The 14,814-nt window shown below is 61.2% G+C and carries 11 protein-coding genes; 6 read left to right on the top strand and 5 right to left on the bottom strand.

Features of this window, described 5'->3' with window-relative positions; genetic code table 11:
* The first annotated feature begins 72 nt into the window (after nucleotides 1-72).
* Nucleotides 73-963 carry a LysR family transcriptional regulator gene (locus ACFPN2_RS24890; protein ID WP_380601649.1) on the top strand — a complete coding sequence of 297 codons (891 nt, stop codon included), beginning with the start codon at nucleotides 73-75 and terminating at the stop codon, nucleotides 961-963.
* Nucleotides 964-1,001: 38 nt separating this feature from the next.
* Here the strand turns inward: ACFPN2_RS24890 and ACFPN2_RS24885 are convergent, their stop codons facing one another.
* Complete coding sequence (locus ACFPN2_RS24885; RefSeq protein ID WP_380601647.1) at nucleotides 1,002-1,655, bottom strand: hydrolase; 654 nt, start codon at nucleotides 1,653-1,655, stop codon at nucleotides 1,002-1,004.
* A gap of 145 nt (nucleotides 1,656-1,800) precedes the next feature.
* Here ACFPN2_RS24885 and ACFPN2_RS24880 point away from each other — a divergent pair, with 145 nt between their 5' ends.
* Nucleotides 1,801-2,685 (top strand): LysR family transcriptional regulator, encoded by an 885-nt coding sequence (locus ACFPN2_RS24880; protein WP_380601645.1) that lies wholly within the window; start codon nucleotides 1,801-1,803, stop codon nucleotides 2,683-2,685.
* A 34-nt stretch (nucleotides 2,686-2,719) separates the two neighbouring features.
* Here ACFPN2_RS24880 and ACFPN2_RS24875 read toward each other — a convergent pair whose 3' ends face one another.
* Both ACFPN2_RS24875 and ACFPN2_RS24870 read right to left on the bottom strand, forming a co-directional pair.
* Complete coding sequence (locus tag ACFPN2_RS24875; protein ID WP_380601643.1) at nucleotides 2,720-3,817, bottom strand: FecR family protein; 1,098 nt, start codon at nucleotides 3,815-3,817, stop codon at nucleotides 2,720-2,722.
* Nucleotides 3,798-4,373, bottom strand: coding sequence for an RNA polymerase sigma factor (locus tag ACFPN2_RS24870; protein ID WP_380601641.1), 576 nt, complete (start codon nucleotides 4,371-4,373; stop codon nucleotides 3,798-3,800). The genes ACFPN2_RS24875 and ACFPN2_RS24870 overlap by 20 nt, the downstream gene beginning before the upstream one ends.
* A 170-nt stretch (nucleotides 4,374-4,543) precedes the next feature.
* Between ACFPN2_RS24870 and ACFPN2_RS24865 the strand changes: the two genes are divergently transcribed.
* From ACFPN2_RS24865 to ACFPN2_RS24855, 3 genes are all read left to right on the top strand, one after another.
* A complete protein-coding gene (locus tag ACFPN2_RS24865) occupies nucleotides 4,544-7,072 on the top strand; it encodes a TonB-dependent receptor (RefSeq protein WP_380601639.1) in 2,529 nt (842 codons plus the stop codon).
* Nucleotides 7,069-10,245, top strand: coding sequence for an amidohydrolase family protein (locus ACFPN2_RS24860; RefSeq protein WP_380601637.1), 3,177 nt, complete (start codon nucleotides 7,069-7,071; stop codon nucleotides 10,243-10,245). Before ACFPN2_RS24865 ends, ACFPN2_RS24860 begins: the two co-directional genes overlap by 4 nt.
* A gap of 74 nt (nucleotides 10,246-10,319) precedes the next feature.
* The gene (locus ACFPN2_RS24855; protein WP_380601635.1) at nucleotides 10,320-11,792 is read left to right on the top strand and encodes an amidase; all 1,473 of its coding nucleotides are present in this window, start codon (nucleotides 10,320-10,322) and stop codon (nucleotides 11,790-11,792) included.
* A 56-nt stretch (nucleotides 11,793-11,848) separates the two neighbouring features.
* Here ACFPN2_RS24855 and ACFPN2_RS24850 read toward each other — a convergent pair whose 3' ends face one another.
* Nucleotides 11,849-12,400: a hypothetical protein gene (locus ACFPN2_RS24850; protein WP_380601633.1), complete on the bottom strand. Its 552-nt coding sequence runs from the start codon at nucleotides 12,398-12,400 to the stop codon at nucleotides 11,849-11,851.
* Nucleotides 12,401-12,451: 51 nt separating this feature from the next.
* On the bottom strand, nucleotides 12,452-13,690 hold the full coding sequence (locus tag ACFPN2_RS24845) for a sigma-70 family RNA polymerase sigma factor (RefSeq protein ID WP_380601631.1): 1,239 nt from the start codon (nucleotides 13,688-13,690) through the stop codon (nucleotides 12,452-12,454).
* Nucleotides 13,691-13,936: 246 nt separating this feature from the next.
* On the opposite strand from ACFPN2_RS24845, the gene ACFPN2_RS24840 reads away from it, so the two are divergent.
* A complete protein-coding gene (locus tag ACFPN2_RS24840) occupies nucleotides 13,937-14,701 on the top strand; it encodes a hypothetical protein (RefSeq protein WP_380601629.1) in 765 nt (254 codons plus the stop codon).
* Nucleotides 14,702-14,814: the final 113 nt, after the last annotated feature.

Raw genomic sequence — 14,814 nt, 5'->3', positions numbered from 1 at the left:
CACTATAGCGTTCTGTGGATTTTTTCGGTATATGCAATAAAGTTAAAGAACCTGTTCCTTTTTGGAAAAACTGTGGGGCGCGACTACGAGCTTTTTGTCTGTGTAATCCGGAGCGGCAGCCTGTCAGCGGCGGCGCGAACGTTGGGTCTCTCGCCCGCGATGGTCTCGAAGCGGATTGCTCGTCTGGAGCAGAGGCTGGGAGCGCGATTGATCTCGCGTACCACGCGGCAGCTGACAATGACCGATGTCGGCGAGCAATTCTTCGAGCGGGTGGTTCATATCCTCGCTGCGGCGAGCGAAGCGGAGGCGATGGTCAGCGGTCGCGCGGAGCAGCCTTCGGGGAGATTGCGCGTGTCAGCGCCGACTTCGTTCGGCAGATTGCATGTGACACCCCACGTGGCGGCATTTCTAAAAAGATTTCCAGCCGTCGCGATGGAGTTGGAGCTCGACGATGCTTACATCGACCTGGTCGAGCGGCGCATCGATGTGGCGATTCGAATCTCCCCTGAGATCACCTCCGGACTCATGGGGCAGCGGCTTGCCTCGAATCGCCGCGTACTGTGCGCGAGTCCGGATTACCTCGCGCGTCACGGTACTCCGACGACGCTGGAGGAATTATCCAAACATTCATTGCTGGGCGCGGGCGCTCAGTTCCCGTGGCGCCTGCAAGGCAAAGACGCTCCAGTCCTGGTACACGGTCGCAGTGTGGTGCCCACGAACTCGAGTGAAGTGGTGCGTGAGCTTGCCATTGCCGGATTGGGCATAGCGTTGCGCTCACAATGGGACGTGGAGCGAGAGCTTGCGTCTGGAGCGTTGCGAGTCATCCTTCCCGAATATCCCGGTGCAAGCGACGTGGCGATCTTCGCGGTTTACCCTGCAACGAGCCTGGTGCCGCCGAGCGTGACCGCGTTCATCCAATACCTGGCGGACGCTTACCGCGTTGTGCCGAGTCTTGCTGCGTGAGGTGGCGGCCGAATTCACAGCCGCCGCCATCATTATCTTCAGCCTGCGGTGCTCGGCACCGGTGTGTTGAGTAGTTGTTGCTCCCACAAAAATGCAATGCCAATACCCGCGGCGTGCTGCTTCAGAAGCTCGACGAAGGCGGGAACGGTCTGGGTCCGGGCATGGTCGCGTTGCCATTCGGAGGCCAGTGCCAGCCAGGTCATCATGTTCGCGCCGGCCGCGATCATGCGCTGAATAGCGACCTGGTGAGCCTCGACTGAGACGCCGCCGCAGGCGTCGGTGATCACCGTGACATCCCAGCCTTCGCCGAGCGCCTGGATCACCGGCATCGCGACGCAGATCTCGGTGTACAGGCCAGCGATGATCAGTTGTTTACGGCCCGTCGCTTTGACCGCGTCCACCACTTTGCGATCTTCCCAAGTGTTGATGAGGGTCCGATCGATCACCTGCTGGTCGGGGAACACGTCGGTGATCTGAGGGAAGATGAGGCCGCCCCGATCGGCGATCACGCTGGTCAAAATAGTGGGGACACCGAAAGCCTTGGCAGCCTTGGCCAGCGCTGCGGAATTGTTGACCACCGCATGCGGGTCGTGGCTGTTGACGTTCGCGATCTGGAAAGGTTGGTGGTCGATCAGAACGAGTACCGAGTCTTCGGGGCGAAGCAGCGACGCGAGGCCATTGCGAAATGTCATTTCTATCCTCTGCTGACATTGTGAGTTGCGAATAAAGAGACATGCGCCGAAGGCGGCGCCGCCTGGGTGTACAATGTCATTCCCGCTCAAGATGCGGTAGCGCTTGAATGCGCAACACTGTGTCGCGAAATCAGGAACGCTGCCATTGGATATCGACACGCTGAGAACATTCGTAGAAGTTGCCGATGCCGGCGGAGTGTCACACGCTGCACGCCGGCTCGGCGTTTCCAAGTCGATCGTCAGTAGGCGGCTTGCCCAACTCGAAGAGGAGCTGGGCGTTCAGTTGCTTGCGCGAAATACCCGCGGCGCCGCTCTGACAGAAGCTGGGGTTACATTCCGAGACCACGCAGCCAAAGCCTGCGCTGAGATCGACCTGGCCAAAGAAGCGATCCTGCCCGCGGGTGACCTTCGCGGTTCGCTGCGCGTCGCTGTGCCGCTAACGTTCGGTCCAACTCACTTCGCTCATGTGCTCGCGGAAATGGCACGACGCCACCCGCAGCTCCACATGCATACTTACTACAGCGATCGCTTCGTCGATCTGATCGCGGAGGGTTTCGATTGTGCGATCCGGGTTGGCTATTTGCGGGACTCCAAGTTGATCGCAAGATGCGTCGGACCCATTCATGGGAAGTTCGTCGCGAGCCCGGCCTATATCAAAGAGCATGGGGCGCCTGAGACGCCGAAGGAGCTCCTGGAGCACCCAGCTCTCATGCAGGGCACCGAATCCTGGCAACTCACCGATGGCGACAAGATCATCAAGGTCAATCCGCAGGGGCGCTTCAAAGCCGATAACGGCACGGCGCTGCTTGCCGCTGCACTTGCAGGACTCGGCATCGCTTATCTGCCCGACGACCTCATCCAGGAACCTGTGGCCTCCGGCGCGCTCGTTCCGGTCATGACAAATCATCTACCTCCGCCGGCAGGTGTCTATGTCGTTCGCCCGCCAAGTCAGCACCCAGCACGCAAAGTCAGGGTCCTCACCGAGCTGTTGATCGAATGTTTCGAACAGGCTCATCCGCGAGCGAAGTAGCCCGGGCGGCGCTATCAGCGGCGAAGTGCTGAGCCTACCGGTTCTTCAGAACGATGCGATCGCCACTATCGTCCACCGCGACCGGGAAGCCGCTTTGCATCAGCTCCAGGAACGCGTCGATGTTGGTGGAACGAAAGTTGCCGCCGACGCGCAGAGTGCCGATCTCGGGATCCTCGATGACCATCTTGCGGGTGTTGTAGCGATTGAATTCGGCGACGGCATCGGCGAGCGGCACATTGTCGAAATAGATATAGCCTTTGCGCCAGCTCAACAGCTTCACGACCTCGGCGCCGGCGTCGGGGCGCACCAAAACATCGTCGTTCGATGTGCGGGCAACAGCGCCCGCATCCAGGAAGGTGGCAGGCATGGGGCCTCTACCGTCGTTCGCGCCGGGAGTGGCGAGTACTTGCTCCGGAGAGGCCGCAAGATTCACGCGCCCTTCGGCGACCACGACTTGAATGTCGTCGCGGTCACGACGCACCGAGAATCGCGTGCCCACGGCCATCACTCGTTTGTTGCCGGCGTAGACGATGAACGGTCGCGTCTTATCCTTTGCGACCTCGAAGAATGCCTCGCCCTTGTCGAGCTTGATGGTGCGCTCGTGGTCGGAGAACGACACGCGGATGCTGGTGTCGGTATTGAGTGTGATCTTCGAGCCATCGCCCAGAGACACGTTCTCCACGCCGCCGAGCGCGGTGGTGTAACGGTCCGCGGCGAAGCGAAGATCGATGGCCCACATAGAGAGGCCCAGTGCCACTGCGACCAGCGCCGCCGCCGCGAAGTGCCAGTGCCGCCGGTGATGACGCGTCGGTTCGCTGGCAATCTCGCCGCCAGCGATCTCGGCCTGCGCCGTCGATCCTCCCGGAAAACGCTGATCTCCCCACGAGTCCCGAGGAGGAACAGTGCCGGGAGAGACGCCCGCGCTCAGCGCCTGCATGCGCGCCGACTGCTCCCACGTTGTGACGATACGTAGGTATTGAACTCGATGAGCGGTTGACGCATCGAGCCACGCGTCGAACTGTGCCTGATCGGCATCGGTCCACCCTTCGCTGTGCTGACGGGCGAACCAGCGGGCCGCCGCTTCCTCGACGCGCTCACTCTCCGGCACGTTGCTATCCATGCTTGCTTTCATTGTGCAAACCTCTCGCAGTCGCCTGTGGCCGGTCAGGCGTTCCGCCTCCCAACACCATCTTCATCAGTGCACGGATCCCGCGGCACAGATGACTTTCCAAGGTGCCCTCCGGCAAGCTCAAGCGCGCGGCAGCCTCCTTTTGCGACAGGCCCTCGACCCGCCGCAACCAGATTACACTTCGACAATCGTCCGACAGCTGATCGAGCGCGGTCGACAGTCGCTTCAGCTCCTGCCGCGCGCTCAAGCGCTGCTCGGGAGAAATCTCATCGATCAAGACGTTCAACGAGTCCAGATCCTGCGTGTAGTCGATGGAAACGATGCGCTCACGGCGCGCCCGGTCGATGATCAGATTGCGGGCGGTCTGGAACAGGAACGCCCTGGGCGAGATCGGGGGCGCTTTGGCGGCGCTCTCGTAGACGCGCACGTAGATCTCCTGTCGCAGATCCGGAACGTCGGTCGGCCGCTGGCGGGCGCGTTGCAGATAGCGCGTGAGCGCGGCCTCATGGACGAGGATTTCCCGTGCGAACCAGCGATCCAGGTCGGAAGTTATGAACACAGTCGCTTTCCGTGAGGCGAGGGCGTCACATTAACCCAACGGCGGCTCGTGGCAAGAGACGCAGGATTTTTCGGGTTCGTTCGTCGCGCCCTGGCGCCGCAGGAATTATCGGGGTGCTTCGTCTGAAGTACTAAAGCGACACTACAACTACGTCGCAATGGGGAGATGGCATGCTGAAGACGAAGACCTTCCGTTCGACCCTCTTGGCGGCCGCGTGCTCGGTGGCCCTTTGCGCGCCTGTCATGGCGGACACCGCGCGCAAGGTGGATATTCCCGCGGGCGAGCTCACGTCCGCTCTGCAAAGACTCGCCGAACAATCGGGCGCGGAATTCATGTACTCCGCGGATCGATTGAAAGGTGTGCACACCAATGGGGCGCAAGGCGAGTACACCGCGGAGCAGGCGGTGATGAAGCTGCTCGAGGGGACGAAGTTCAAGTTGCTGGTGGGTGAGCGTGGCGCGCTGTTGATCTCCGACAACCCGGGCCCCACCCAGCAGAGGATTTCCCTGACCTCCGGCGGCCGGCTTCATTTGGCCCAGGCAGCGGAATCGATCGGCAACACGCCGAACCTTCGCGGCAGCGATGCGCCCGGCACCGGCTCGACCGGTCTGGAAGAAATCGTTGTCACCGCAACCAAGCGTAAAGAGCGTCTGCGCGATCTGGCCGGCGCGGCATCGGCAACCACTGGAGTTCAGCTCGCAGCCATCGGCGCGCAGAGCAATGCGGATTATCTGGGACGCCTGCCTGGCGTCGTGTTCAACGAAGGCACCTCGGGACAGTCGACCGTGACCATCCGCGGCATCGGCACGACCGCTGGTGTCGACCAGGGGCAGGGACCGACCGGTTATTTCATCAACGAAGTACCTTTGTCCGAGCCGAGCTACGCATCCGGCATTCCGGACATCGACACGTTCGATCTCGATCGCGTTGAAGTGCTGCGCGGGCCACAGGGCACGCTGTTCGGCTCATCCTCGCTCGGCGGCGCCGTCAACTACATCGTGAAGACCGCGAATCCTGCGCAGTTCGACGCGGCGACCGAAACCACTCTGCGTAGCATCGACCATTCCGGGGGCGATGTGAGCTACACCGCCAAGGCGATGTTCAATCTGCCGCTGATCGCGGACAAGCTGGCGGTGCGTATTGTCGGATCGACCCGCTACGACGCCGGCTACGTCGACAACGTCGGCACCGGGGTCGATGGCTCGAATGATACCGAAGTGAAGGGTGTGCGCGCGTCCATCGTCTTCACGCCCTCCGAGATGACCACGCTGTCGCTGCTGAGCCTGTATCAGGAAAACCAGCTCGACGATTTTCAAACCGTGCAGAGCACGTATGGGCGGTATCACCGCTCGACGCGTTTCTCCGTGCCGTCGGAATACACCATGGAGCTGCACTCGCTGCGTCTGGATCAAGACGTGAGCTTCGCCAATCTCACCGTGCTCGCGTCCACTCATGACAAGGACCATGTCCTCGATAGCGACGTGTCGCTGTCGAACGCTGTGCGTAACTTCGTGCCCAACGGCGTGCTGTCGCGGGAGGATTTCACGACCACCATGAGAACCATCGAGGCGCGATTGTCCTCCAAGGACGACGGCGGTGCGCTGAAGTGGGTGTTCGGCGCGATGTACTCCGATACCGAGTCCAAGGTCGCGACTCTGTCGATCGCGCCGGGCGGCAACGCGGCCCTGGCCGCGCGTTACAACCCAGCGCTGCTTCAGGGCGATCTGTTCAATCTCGGCTACAGCTTCCGCAACGGCTATGAGAAGGCGCTGTTCGGCGAAGCCAGCCTGACGTTTGCTCGAGACTGGACCTTGACCTTGGGCGGTCGGCTGTTCGATACGCGCTATGCATTGCGCCTCGAGCGTTACGGTATTCAGGCGCCGACCGGCCCCGTGTTCATTCCCGAGCGTGAAGCGCTGGGTGACGGCTTCGTGCCGAAGATCTCGGTTGCGTACCGTCCCAATTCGGATCACACGATTTACGCGCTCGCTTCCAAAGGGTTCCGTTTCGGCAATCCAAACACCGTGGCGGATCTGCCGGGCTTCGATACGCCGACCAGCTGGGACTCCGACGAGCTGTGGAATTATGAGCTCGGCTCGCACAGCGTGCTGATGGGGGGCCTGCTGCAAGTCGATGCGAGCCTGTTCTATATCGATTGGAAAGACATCCAGGTGCGGCTGGTCCGTCCCGACAATCTCACCTACGGCACGAACGCGGGCACCGCTCGCAGTCGCGGCGTGGAGCTGGCCGCCGCGTTTCGCCCGATCGATCCGCTGACGTTCACCACCAACGTTACTTATCTGGATGCCGAGCTGACGGAAACCGTCACTATCGCCTCGCCGCCGCTGCTCGATGGCACGCAGCTGCCGGGCGCGTCGGAATGGCAGATCTCCAACACGCTCACCTACAACTTCGACACGGTGCTCTCACCGAGCGTGATCCTGTCGCATCGCTATCTGTCGGATGCGCCGGAAACGTTGCAGCAGCCGTACGTTCGCGTGGCCGGATACAACCAGTTCGACGTTCGCACGAACTTCGACCTGGGGCGCTTCGATCTCGGTTTGTTTGTAACCAATCTCACCGACCGGCGCGCCGTCACCTTCGGCTATGGCATTTCCGCCACGGGCACCGGCCGCAATGAGTTCATCACTCGCCCACGCACGTTTGGCATCACGTTGAATTGGAACTTCAACCAGTGATCAAAGGAGCTCTGCTGGCGTCCTTGGGCGTTTGGACCGCGACTGCGAACGCACTGCCATTGACGCCCACGCGGCAGGTCGACTTCGTCACTGACGAGGGAACGTGGATGGCGCTGGATGTCGCGCCGGATAACAAGACGATTCTGTTCGACTTGTTGGGTGATATCTATGCGATCGACAGCTCGGGCGGGACGGCCCGGCCATTGATGACGGGATTGGCATTCGACGCCAATCCCGTGTTCTCTCCAGACGGCCGGTACATCGCGTTCGTGAGCGATCGCTCCGGTGCCAACAATTTGTGGATCGCCGCCAGGGATGGCAGCAATCCCCGGCAGCTCTCTCGCGACGAAGGTACGGTCATCTGGACTTCGCCGAGTTGGTCCGCGGATGGCGAATACATCTATGCATCGAGGATGGTGCATTCGACGCTGGCGTTCGAAGTGTTCATGTTCAACAAGGACGGCGGCCGGGGCGTGCAGGTCACCAAGGCGAAGCCGAGCGGCACGGAGTCGTCCGATACGCGACGCAATGTGCTGGGCGCGGTGGCGTCGCCCGACGGACGTTATCTCTATTTCTCCTCGAAAATCGGCACGACCTGGACGGACAAGGAGCCGCCGCACTGGTCGATCACCCGTCGCGATCTGCGCACCGGGAAGGATGAGGAGATCATTCGCTCCGGCGGCGGCGCGATGCAGCCGGTCCTGTCGCATGATGGCGGGCGCCTCGTGTACGCGAGCCGGTATCAGAACGATACCGGACTGCGCATTCGCGATCTTGCGACCGGCGAGGACCAATGGCTGCTGTACCCGATCGATCGCGACGGACACAACGGCGGCTATTACGCGAACCTGTTACCTCGCTATGCCTTCGCGCATGACGATCGTTCCCTGATCCTGAGTGTCGGCGGCAAGATCCGTCGACTCGATCTACAGACTCGCTCGCTGAGCGATATTCCTTTCAGAGCGCACGTCCAGCTGGACGTCGGTCCGCAAACGCGCGTCGAACAGCGCGAGGAAACTGGGCCGGTGCGTGTGCGGGTGATTCAAACGCCGCGACAGTCGCCCGATGGGAAGTCGATTGTGTTCTCGGCGCTGGGTCAGTTGTATCGACTCGAACTGAAGTCAGATGCAAAGCCTCGTGCCCTCGGCGCGGGATTTCAACCATCGTGGTCGCCCGACGGTGGCAGCATTGCATTTGTGACATGGACCGCTCGCGATGGCGGACAGATCTGGAGCATGCCGGCAAGCGGTCGCGGTGCTCGCAAGCAGTTGACCAAGTCGCCTGCGTTCTACACCGAGCCTGTGTTTTCTCCGGACGGCAAAAGCGTGCTGGCCTTGCGCGCCAGTCATTACGATCGCCTGCGCACGCGTATGGAGACCGATCCGAGCCGCGCGACAGACATCATTCGGCTGCCAGCGGGCGGCGGTGAGTCGCAGCTCGTCGCTCATGCCTACGGTGCACGCTTCCTCGATTTCGGCGCGAAGCCGGATCTGATTCGTTTCTATTCGCCCGAAGGGGTGAAGACGCTACAGCTGAACGAGCCGTCGGCGGACCCCCGCCGCGTTGCTGTGATCGAAACGCGCCACGCCAATCAGTATGTCGAAGGACCGGGCGCCGCCGATGAGGTTCGTTTGAGTCCTGACGGTCGCTGGGCGCTGGCACGCTCGGCATCCCAACTTTATCTCGTCGCCGTGCCGCCGGCGATCGGCAGTGAGCCGCAAGTCGTGAATCTCAAGAGTCCGACGACGTCGGTCGTGAAGCTCACGTCTATCGGTGCGGATTATTTCAGTTGGTCCGATGGTGGGCGCACGATCACGTGGTCGGTAGGTGCTTCGTTCCGGCGCATTCCACTGAGCAGCCTCGCCGACGCGGAGAAAACAGCGGAGCGCTACGACGCCGTTGTGGAGTTACAGCGCGACGTCCCGCGAGGCACGATCGTTTTGCGGGGCGCGACAGTGATCACGATGCACGGAGATGAAGTGCTTCGCGGTGCTGACATCGTCGTCGTGAACGACAGGATTGCCGCGGTGGGGGCGCAGGGCGATGTGACGATTCCCGTCGGCGCGACGGTGCGTGATATCACTGGAAAGTTCGTCGTGCCGGGTTTCATCGACACGCACGCGCATTGGGTGGAGATCCGGCGCGAGATCCCGGAGCTCAATCACTGGAGCCTGCTCGCGAATCTGGCCTATGGCGTGACCACCGGCCTCGATGTGCAGCCGTTCACGGTGGATGTCTTTGCTTATCAGGACATGATTGACGCCGGGTTGATGTTGGGTCCGCGCGCGTATTCCACCGGGCCTGGCGTGTTCGTGAACAGCGAGATCAATTCTGAGGACAACGCACGCAACGTGCTCACGCGCTATCGCGACTATTACCGGACGCGAAACATCAAGTCGTACATGGTTGGCGGTCGAAAGGAACGTCAGTTCATGATTCAGGGCGCTAGTGCGCTGGGCATGATGCCGACCACCGAAGGCGCGAGCGATTTGCGCCTGGACCTGACGCATGCACTCGATGGTTTTGCCGGCAACGAGCACGCACTGCCGATCTCGCCACTGCGCAAGGATGTGATTCAGTTGTTCGCCCAGACGCGGACCGCTTACACACCGACGCTCGGCGTCGTCTACGGCGCCCGGCCGGCTTCTGCCGAGCTGATCATTCGTCACGTGCCGCAGAACGAGCCGAAACTGCGGCGCTTCCTGCCTGACGGCGTGATCGATTTGAAAACACGGACCCGCAAGTGGTCGCGCCCGGAAGATCAGGTTTATCCATCTCTGGCGGCGGATGCGCTCGCCATTCAGCGCGCAGGTGGGCTCGTCGGCATGGGCAGTCACGGTGAGGTGCAGGGCATCGGCTATCACTGGGAGCTCGAGGCTTACGCCGCGGGCGGCGCGACTCCGCATGAAGTGCTGCGCGCCGCGACGATCGGCTCGAGCGAAGTGATCGGGCGCGCTGCTGAACTCGGCAGCATCGAGGCGGGCAAGTTCGCGGATTTGTTGATTCTCGATCGGGATCCGCTCGCCGACATCGTCAACACCCAGTCGCTGCGCTTCGTGATGAAGAACGGCCGGCTGTACGATGCCGAAACGCTCGACGAAGTGTGGCCGCGCCAGCAGCCTTTGCAGGCGCAGTGGTTCTGGAGTGAAGCTCCCCAGGCAACGAGATTATGATTGGCGAACGAACCAAGCTGACCAGGCGCGAATTGCTTGCGGCCATACCGGCGGCGGCAATCGTTACTCAAACTATGAGCGAACCGACATACGCAGCGGAGAAGGGGAACGACATCCTCGCCATGACGGCTGTCGATCTTTCGGCGGCGATCCGGCGGCGCGACGTGTCGAGTCGGGAAGTGATGGCCGCGCATCTGGCGCGAGTCGACGCGCTCAATCCCAAATTCAACGCCATTGTTTCGCGGGTTGACGGTGATCTGCTGTTGCGAGAGGCAGCGGCGTTAGATGAGGAGGCGGCGAAAGGACTGTTTCGTGGGCCGTTGCACGGCTTTCCTCACGCGGTGAAGGACACCGCGCCCGCGCGAGGACTCGCGCATACCCAGGGTTCGCCCATATTTCGAAACAATATCGCAATGACGGATTCGCTGGTCGTCGCGCGGATGCGGGCGGCCGGTGCGATTTTCACGGGCAAGACCAATGTGCCCGAGTTTGCGTTGGGCTCGCATAGCTTCAACCCGATCTTCGGCGTGACTCGCAACGCCTACGACCCGAGCAAGTCAGCCGGTGGCAGTTCGGGCGGCGCCGCGGTGGCGCTGGCATTGCGGATGATGCCTTTGGCTGACGGCAGCGATTTCGGCGGCTCGCTGCGCAATCCGGCCGCCTGGAACAACGTGTTTGGGTTTCGTCCTTCCTTCGGTCGCGTGCCGTCAGCGCCATCGACCGATGTGTTCGGTCAGACGTTCGCGACCTCAGGTCCGATGGCGCGAACGGTGCGCGATACGGCGCTGCTACTGTCGGTGCAAGCGGGAGCGGATCCGCGCGCACCTTTCTCACTCACGGACGATCCCGCCGTATTCGCGAAGCCATTGGACCGCGATTGGAAACAAAAGCGAATCGGATGGCTGGGCGACTTGGGCGGCGCCTTGCCGATGGAGCAGGGTGTGCTCGAGGCCTGCGAAAAGGCGCTTGGGGCCTTTCGTGACATCGGCATGTCTGTGGATGCGGCCACATTGGCCGAGCCAGCGGACGCGATGTGGCGGACCGCCGTGACGCTACGCCATTGGTCGGTGGGCGCCGATCTGCTTGCCTTCGCGGACCATCCCGCTCAGCGCGCGATGATGAAGCCCGAGGCGATCTGGGAAGTGGATGGTTATCGCAAGCTCAGCGCCCGTGACATCACCGAGGCTCAGATGGGCCGCACTCGAATTTACGAAGCCTTCCGCAAGGCGTTTGAGACATTCGATTTCCTCATCCTGCCCAGCGCGCAGGTGTTCCCGTTCGATGCCGATCTTCGCTGGCCGACTCAGATCGCGGGCCGGACCATGGACACCTATCACCGCTGGATGGAAGTGACCTTGCCCGCGACGATGGCCGGCCTGCCGGCACTGTCAGTCCCCGCAGGCTTCGGCGGCGCGAACCATCTGCCGATCGGGATGCAGATCATCGGGCCGAAGCATGCGGATTTGGCGGTGCTACAGGTCGGCTACGCTTATGAGCGAGCTTCGACTTGGATCGGGCAAACCCAACCCGCGGCACTTCGGATATGAAATTGTTGTCGAACGGGCCGCCAGGTTGCTGCGAGTCCACTATTGTCCTAAGCCGCCTATCGTGCCGAGTCTTTCGCCGCCTCGTCGTTGCGGATCTCGCTGTCTTGCTGTGTGCCGGCGGGGCGGCCGCTTGGAATGACAAAGCCACCTTCCAGGAGCAGCCGTTCGATTTCCTTGAGCGAGTAGCCTCGAATCGGCGCCGACGCGCCCCCACCTGATAGCCGACTGCCTATGACTGCGACCTCGCGCTCGCCGTCGGGGCTTGCAGGGGGACGGTTTTGCGTAATGGACACGTTTTTATCGTCCACCCACGTAACACGAAGGTCGGTGCCGGCGAGCAATAGTTCCAGCGCGGCGGCTGCACTGAAGTTCCCCTCCAGTGGCGGCGCCAATGTGGAATTGCCAGTGCCTTCGCCCATTAGAAGCCCGATCTCGGCCTGAGTGCTGAACTCTAGCAGGGCATCGACGAGTGGCAGGCTCGGGATGCTGAGGTTGTATGTTGTTACGTCTTCCGATCGCACGATCGCGCCGCTGAGCAGCGCGATTGTCAATGTGACCACCTTGAGGCAACTCAAGGGCCGGGGGCGGGTTGGGATGCGGGTGAACATGCAGATTAGATCGGGTGAGATGGGGTGATGCATCCCCAACGCGTGCCGTGGCTATTCCAGTCGCACGTGTATCCGATTGCCCTCCCGGGTGACGATGACTCCCTCCTGGTCCGAAAGTAGCTTCACGAACGACTCCGGGTCGTCAATTCTTAGTCGATACAATCCAGTTCTGCGTTGTGCCAATTGTGGATCGTCGATCAAGATTTGAAGCCTGTTGCGGCGATTGAATTGATCAGCAACCTCGCCGATGGTTTCGCCCTGTGAGTTCAGCCAGCCTTGGGACCAGTCGAGTTTCCGGGGCAGATCGACGTCTTTGATCTCGAGCGGTTCCATCGCCGACACACGTACCTCCTGGCCGGCCGATACTAATACGTCGCTGAAGGTTTCCGGCTCGGGCGTTGAGCCGATTCGCGAGACCTTGACCGTACCCTCCATAACGATGACGACGGAGTCGTGATCGGAGACCTGCACCGAGAATTCGGTGCCCACGGCCTCGGCTCGCATGTTGTACGTTTCGACAATGAAGGGGCGCTTTGAATCCTTGGCGACTTTGAAGGTTGCTTCACCCTCGATCAGACGCACATGGCGCTCCGCCGGGGTGGCGGATTGCTTGAGCGTGGTTCGAGGCATGGCTTGGATGGTGCTTCCATCCGTAAGCGTCAGGTGGCGCCACTCACCCGCATCGGCCTTGAGCGTGTGGTTCTCCCCCTGGTTCGAGGAGGAACCCAGCCACACCGCGCATAGGCACACGAGAATTTTGAGTCCTTTCTTTACAATTTTGACAGCCGACCTCACAAGCTTCGCCGCCCGATTGCGGCTAATGCCCATCTCAAAACCGACTTCGTCGTGGGTCAGATCATCCGAGAATCGAAGGCTGATGGCTTGGTACTCCTCAGGCGGTACCTGCTCAAAAGCTTGGAGTGTCTGCTGCGCGTTCAAGGCGTCGGATGCCGCGTTCTCCGGAGTGGATTGAGGTTGCTCCTGCGCGAACTGTCCTTCGCCATTCTCGCGGGTACGTCGTTTTCGCCGATGGTCCGTGGCCGCATTGCGTACCGTCCTGTAAACGAACGCTCGAGGGTTTTGGATCGTCTGGTGCTTCTTCTCCACCTTCAGCAGCGCAATGGAGACATTTTGAAGGACGTCCTCGGCGTCCTCTCTGGATCCGAGTTGTCGGGTCAGGCGCCTTTCAAAGTCGGGTCGAAGCTCGCTGAAGATTTCCAGGACGGACTTCGGTGGGCGTGCGTCGTTCGAATCCGAGGTCGGCTCATCGGGCGCAGGAGATTTCGGCACCAGGACGTCTCATCGTTGTCGTTTGTACTGTAGACGGATGAGACGAGCGCCGTGCACGGGGGAGGCGAAAAAAAAGACGGCGGATAATTGCGGGATCTGTGTGCGCTGCAGGCACGAATAGAAGTGACGCCGATCGCCACGCGCGCTTCTGGGCGCCCCGGGGATTGTTTCGGTTGACTGAATCGCCGCCTCCGGTAAGGTCGCCCGCGTGCAGGAGGTCGTCATAAATCCTTGACGTATCTAATCATGACAAAAAACAAATCTTTCAACCGCGGCCAAATGGCCGCATTGTCGCTGGCCGACCGACACGCCTTGGTCGATGTGTTGGATCACTGGTCCTTGTCGGAAATCCAGCAAGTCTTGGGTGTGATCGGTCGTCGACTGGCAACAGCAGCATTGATTGACCGGCTGAGTTGCAATCCGCGGGTTCACGAGTCGACGCTGCACGACCTGGTTGTTCGATCTCTGTGGATGTTTGGTCCCGAGTATGAAAAGAGTGAGATCTGCTCGAATGCCACGATCAAGACGGTGGTGAGGCGCTTGTTTGGACGCACCTACGAGACCCGGGTGAACGGGGGACGACGGCCAGACATCGTGATGGTGCCGGGTGGCTCAACCTATTGCTTTGCTGGTCTGGAGTTGCCACCACCAGCGACTTGCCCGCTCATCGTACGCCCTGCGGTGGCGGTGGTGGAGTTGAAACGGGGCGGCTCACGTCTGACGCAACGGGATATGAATCAGCTGGAAGGTTATGCACACGAGCTTGCGGAGGCAGGCAGGCGATGTAGCTCTGGATTCATCCATGGGTGGGTGGTCGGCGATGAGATCGCGGCTGGATTGCCCACGGATAGGATGCTCTGCAATGCTGAGCGATGCTACGCGCGGGTCCGTGCGACGACATTCAGTGCACTGAGTGACGCCGCGCGTCGACAGCTGCCGAACGGGGGAGAGGCTAAATTGCTTCGATCTGACGATGGCGACCATCTCGCCCGTCTTGATTGGCTCTGTTAGTGGTTTTCACAAAGGTTTCACGGTCCGCCGATCCCATCCGACGACTGGAATCGGCTCCCAATAACAACCGCGCCTTACGAAGCGCCTCAAGAATCGAGAGTCCCAACTCTTCG

It is taken from the genome of Steroidobacter flavus (assembly GCF_042651805.1).
Lineage (GTDB): Bacteria > Pseudomonadota > Gammaproteobacteria > Steroidobacterales > Steroidobacteraceae > Steroidobacter > Steroidobacter flavus.
Note: the sequence above shows the minus strand (reverse complement) of the source record. Positions and strands in the feature narration are given on the sequence as shown.